The sequence below is a fragment of the Paraburkholderia sp. A1RI_3L genome (genome assembly GCF_048957895.1).
Lineage (GTDB): Bacteria > Pseudomonadota > Gammaproteobacteria > Burkholderiales > Burkholderiaceae > Paraburkholderia > Paraburkholderia kururiensis.
The window spans coordinates 1-5,546 of record NZ_JARCHA010000037.1; the positions used below are offsets into that span (position 1 = coordinate 1).

At 55.9% G+C, this 5,546-nt stretch carries 2 tRNA genes and 3 rRNA genes; all 5 read right to left on the bottom strand.

The features are described 5' to 3' along the window. Positions 1–54: 54 nt before the first annotated feature. The 5 genes from rrf to PXJ20_RS32565 all read right to left on the bottom strand — a co-directional run bounded on the left by rrf (position 55) and on the right by PXJ20_RS32565 (position 5,273). Positions 55–168: ribosomal RNA gene (rrf, locus tag PXJ20_RS32545) — 5S ribosomal RNA — on the bottom strand. 144 nt (positions 169–312) lie between these two features. Next, positions 313–3,193, bottom strand: a 23S ribosomal RNA gene (locus PXJ20_RS32550). A 292-nt stretch (positions 3,194–3,485) separates the two neighbouring features. Continuing rightward, a tRNA-Ala gene (locus PXJ20_RS32555) sits at positions 3,486–3,561 on the bottom strand. Between the two features lie 41 nt (positions 3,562–3,602). Continuing rightward, a tRNA-Ile gene (locus tag PXJ20_RS32560) sits at positions 3,603–3,679 on the bottom strand. A 63-nt stretch (positions 3,680–3,742) separates the two neighbouring features. After that, positions 3,743–5,273: ribosomal RNA gene (locus PXJ20_RS32565) — 16S ribosomal RNA — on the bottom strand. The 16S, 23S and 5S rRNA genes sit together here with 2 tRNA genes alongside, the layout of an rRNA operon. Between the last annotated feature and the right edge of the window lie 273 nt (positions 5,274–5,546).

The window sequence follows — 5,546 nt, forward strand, 5'->3', positions numbered from 1 at the left end:
GCCCAAAGCAGAAGACCCCGCCATATGGGTGGCGGGGTCTTTGCGGGGTAAGGAGCCTGACGATTACCTACTTTCACACGGGCAATCCGCACTATCATCGGCGTGGAGTCGTTTCACGGTCCTGTTCGGGATGGGAAGGGGTGGGACCGACTCGCTATGGTCATCAGGCATGACGGGTTGCTGCGTCGCGTGGGCGGGGCCGGTATGAGGCCCGGCTGCGGCGCAGCCAATCGGGAAGCAGCGTATGTAACTGTGGGGTTGTGACTGGGCACAACGCGCAACTGTAGCGGTGTGCTGAAACACACCGGTTATAGGATCAAGCCTTACGGGCAATTAGTACCGGTTAGCTTAACGCATTACTGCGCTTCCACACCCGGCCTATCAACGTCCTGGTCTTGAACGACCCTTCAAGGGGCTCGAAGCCCCGGGGAAGTCTCATCTTGAGGCGAGTTTCCCGCTTAGATGCTTTCAGCGGTTATCTCTTCCGAACATAGCTACCCGGCGATGCCACTGGCGTGACAACCGGTACACCAGAGGTTCGTCCACTCCGGTCCTCTCGTACTAGGAGCAGGCCCCCTCAAACTTCCAGCGCCCACGGCAGATAGGGACCAAACTGTCTCACGACGTTTTAAACCCAGCTCACGTACCTCTTTAAATGGCGAACAGCCATACCCTTGGGACCGGCTACAGCCCCAGGATGAGATGAGCCGACATCGAGGTGCCAAACACCGCCGTCGATATGAACTCTTGGGCGGTATCAGCCTGTTATCCCCAGAGTACCTTTTATCCGTTGAGCGATGGCCCTTCCATACAGAACCACCGGATCACTATGACCTGCTTTCGCACCTGCTCGACTTGTCGGTCTCGCAGTCAAGCACGCTTATGCCATTGCACTATCAGCACGATTTCCGACCGTACCTAGCGTACCTTCGTACTCCTCCGTTACGCTTTGGGAGGAGACCGCCCCAGTCAAACTGCCTGCCATGCACTGTCCCCGATCCGGATTCACGGACCTGGGTTAGAACCTCAAACAAGCCAGGGTGGTATTTCAAGGTTGGCTCCACGCAGACTGGCGTCCACGCTTCACAGCCTCCCACCTATCCTACACAGACCGGTTCAAAGTCCAATGCAAAGCTGCAGTAAAGGTTCATGGGGTCTTTCCGTCTAGCCGCGGGTAGATTGCATCATCACAAACACTTCAACTTCGCTGAGTCTCGGGAGGAGACAGTGTGGCCATCGTTACGCCATTCGTGCAGGTCGGAACTTACCCGACAAGGAATTTCGCTACCTTAGGACCGTTATAGTTACGGCCGCCGTTTACCGGGACTTCAATCAAGAGCTTGCACCCCATCATTTAATCTTCCGGCACCGGGCAGGCGTCACACCCTATACGTCCACTTTCGTGTTTGCAGAGTGCTGTGTTTTTATTAAACAGTCGCAGCCACCAGTTTATTGCAACCCCTTCACCCTTCCGGCGCAGGCCGGTCAAGCTACCAGGGCGTACCTTATCCCGAAGTTACGGTACCAGTTTGCCGAGTTCCTTCTCCCGAGTTCTCTCAAGCGCCTTAGAATACTCATCTCGCCCACCTGTGTCGGTTTGCGGTACGGTCAACGTGAAACTGAAGCTTAGAGGCTTTTCCTGGAACCCCTTCCAGTTGCTTCGCTTCCGAAGAAGCTCGCGCCACACCCTTGAATTGCGTGCCCGGATTTGCCAGGGCACCTTCTCCAATGCAGCGACCGGGACTTCCAACACCCGGACAACCTTCCGCGATCCGTCCCCCCATCGCATTTCACGCCGGTGCAGGAATCTTGACCTGCTTCCCATCAGCTACGCATTTCTGCCTCGCCTTAGGGGCCGACTCACCCTACGCCGATGAACGTTGCGTAGGAAACCTTGGGCTTACGGCGAGGGGGCCTTTCACCCCCTTTATCGCTACTCATGTCAGCATTCGCACTTCCGATACCTCCAGCACACCTTCCGGTGCACCTTCGCAGGCTTACGGAACGCTCTCCTACCATGCGAGCAAGCTCGCATCCGCAGCTTCGGTACATGGCTTAGCCCCGTTACATCTTCCGCGCAGGACGACTCGATCAGTGAGCTATTACGCTTTCTTTAAAGGGTGGCTGCTTCTAAGCCAACCTCCTGACTGTTTTAGCCTTCCCACTTCGTTTCCCACTTAGCCATGTTTGGGGACCTTAGCTGGCGGTCTGGGTTGTTTCCCTCTTGACACCGGACGTTAGCACCCGATGTCTGTCTCCCGTGATTGCACTCTTCGGTATTCGGAGTTTGCTATGGCGAGGTAATCCGCAATGGACCCCTCAACCATGACAGTGCTCTACCCCCGAAGGTGATACACGAGGCACTACCTAAATAGTTTTCGGAGAGAACCAGCTATTTCCAGGTTTGTTTAGCCTTTCACCCCTATCCACAGCTCATCCCCTGACTTTTCAACGTCAGTGGGTTCGGCCCTCCAGTACGTGTTACCGCACCTTCAGCCTGGCCATGGATAGATCACCTGGTTTCGGGTCTACACCCAGCGACTGGACGCCCTGTTCGGACTCGCTTTCGCTACGCCTGCCCTATACGGTTAAGCTCGCCACTGAATGTAAGTCGCTGACCCATTATACAAAAGGTACGCCGTCACCCCTTTCGAGGCTCCGACTGTTTGTATGCATGCGGTTTCAGGATCTGTTTCACTCCCCTCCCGGGGTTCTTTTCGCCTTTCCCTCACGGTACTGGTTCACTATCGGTCGATCACGAGTATTTAGCCTTGGAGGATGGTCCCCCCATCTTCAGACAGGATTTCACGTGTCCCGCCCTACTTGTCGTACACCCAGTTCTTCCAACCTGTTTTCGCCTACGGGGCTATCACCCGCTATGGCCGCACTTTCCAGAGCGTTTGGCTAACAGTTCAGATAAAGAGTACAGGCTGCTCCCATTTCGCTCGCCACTACTCTGGGAATCTCGGTTGATTTCTTTTCCTGCGGCTACTTAGATGTTTCAGTTCGCCGCGTTCGCTTCACATGGCCTATGTATTCAGCCACGGATACTCCAGAAGGAGTGGGTTTCCCCATTCGGACATCTCCGGATCAAAGCTTGTTTGCCAGCTCCCCGGAGCTTTTCGCAGGCTACCGCGTCCTTCATCGCCTGTGATCGCCAAGGCATCCACCACATGCACTTGTTCGCTTGACCCTATAACGGGTGTGTCTCTTCCCACACAGGGAACAGACCTCGACCGCTACAGGTTGAGTTTTAGCGTTGTGCCGTATTCCAATGCCATCCTTCGATGGCCCTGAGATACTTTCGATACAATCACAACCCTGACTGACCTACTCACGCCCATCTCACAAGGCGCTTTCGCATCAGTCAAATTACTGCTGCTTCCTGATTGTTAAAGAACGACAGCGACATCAACCTCATGCCGTCTGGCTGGCAGTCGCCAGGGCGCAGTACCCGTGTCTCACCGACACTGCGCGCTGGGGACTGGTGGAGGCAGACGGGATCGAACCGACGACCCCCTGCTTGCAAAGCAGGTGCTCTCCCAGCTGAGCTATGCCCCCCTCACCGACTCCTGCAGGGGACTGCCCGTCACAGACAAAGTTGGTGGGTCTGGTTGGATTCGAACCAACGACCCCCGCCTTATCAAGACGGTGCTCTAACCGACTGAGCTACAGACCCCTGAGTCTGTCATTCATACAGCCGACAAGTGTGAGCGCTCTGACTTTGGACGCGCTGCTCTGGAAAGGAGGTGATCCAGCCGCACCTTCCGATACGGCTACCTTGTTACGACTTCACCCCAGTCATGAATCCTGCCGTGGTGACCGTCCTCCTTGCGGTTAGACTAGCCACTTCTGGCAAAACCCACTCCCATGGTGTGACGGGCGGTGTGTACAAGACCCGGGAACGTATTCACCGCGGCATGCTGATCCGCGATTACTAGCGATTCCAGCTTCATGCAGTCGAGTTGCAGACTGCAATCCGGACTACGATCGGTTTTCTGGGATTGGCTCCACCTCGCGGCTTCGCAACCCTCTGTTCCGACCATTGTATGACGTGTGAAGCCCTACCCATAAGGGCCATGAGGACTTGACGTCATCCCCACCTTCCTCCGGTTTGTCACCGGCAGTCTCCCCGGAGTGCTCTTGCGTAGCAACTGGGGACAAGGGTTGCGCTCGTTGCGGGACTTAACCCAACATCTCACGACACGAGCTGACGACAGCCATGCAGCACCTGTGTTACGGCTCCCTTTCGGGCACCCCCACCTCTCGGCAGGGTTCCGTACATGTCAAGGGTAGGTAAGGTTTTTCGCGTTGCATCGAATTAATCCACATCATCCACCGCTTGTGCGGGTCCCCGTCAATTCCTTTGAGTTTTAATCTTGCGACCGTACTCCCCAGGCGGTCAACTTCACGCGTTAGCTACGTTACTAAGGAAATGAATCCCCAACAACCAGTTGACATCGTTTAGGGCGTGGACTACCAGGGTATCTAATCCTGTTTGCTCCCCACGCTTTCGTGCATGAGCGTCAGTATTGGCCCAGGGGGCTGCCTTCGCCATCGGTGTTCCTCCACATCTCTACGCATTTCACTGCTACACGTGGAATTCCACCCCCCTCTGCCATACTCCAGCGCTGCAGTCACCAATGCAGTTCCCAGGTTAAGCCCGGGGATTTCACATCGGTCTTACAGCACCGCCTGCGCACGCTTTACGCCCAGTAATTCCGATTAACGCTCGCACCCTACGTATTACCGCGGCTGCTGGCACGTAGTTAGCCGGTGCTTATTCTTCCGGTACCGTCATCCACCAGGGGTATTGGCCCCGATGATTTCTTTCCGGACAAAAGTGCTTTACAACCCGAAGGCCTTCTTCACACACGCGGCATTGCTGGATCAGGGTTGCCCCCATTGTCCAAAATTCCCCACTGCTGCCTCCCGTAGGAGTCTGGGCCGTGTCTCAGTCCCAGTGTGGCTGGTCGTCCTCTCAGACCAGCTACGGATCGTCGGCTTGGTAGGCCTTTACCCCACCAACTACCTAATCCGCCATCGGCCGCCCCTTGAGCGCGAGGCCCGAAGGTCCCCCGCTTTCCTCCTCAGAGCGTATGCGGTATTAATCCGGCTTTCGCCGGGCTATCCCCCACTCCAGGATACGTTCCGATGTATTACTCACCCGTTCGCCACTCGCCGCCAGGCCGAAGCCCGCGCTGCCGTCCGACTTGCATGTGTAAGGCATGCCGCCAGCGTTCAATCTGAGCCAGGATCAAACTCTTCAGTTCAAACCTGTTACTGTCTCTGTCCGTCTCCGGACAGGTCGCTCAACTCGGTACTGACAGGTCGTGAATTGCTTCACTTCCTATTCCTTACCGTGTGAGACTCTTGATACCTTTGCTTGCCCGGCAACATAACGTCACCGGGGCACGCCGCCATCAAGCGCCCACACTTATCGGCTGTAAGTTTTTAAAGATCGTTCGCACCGCCACCAGAGTCACTTCCCTCCAGCACCGCCTGCGTCGCTGCATCAGCAGCAGAGAAACGAGATTATGAAGACT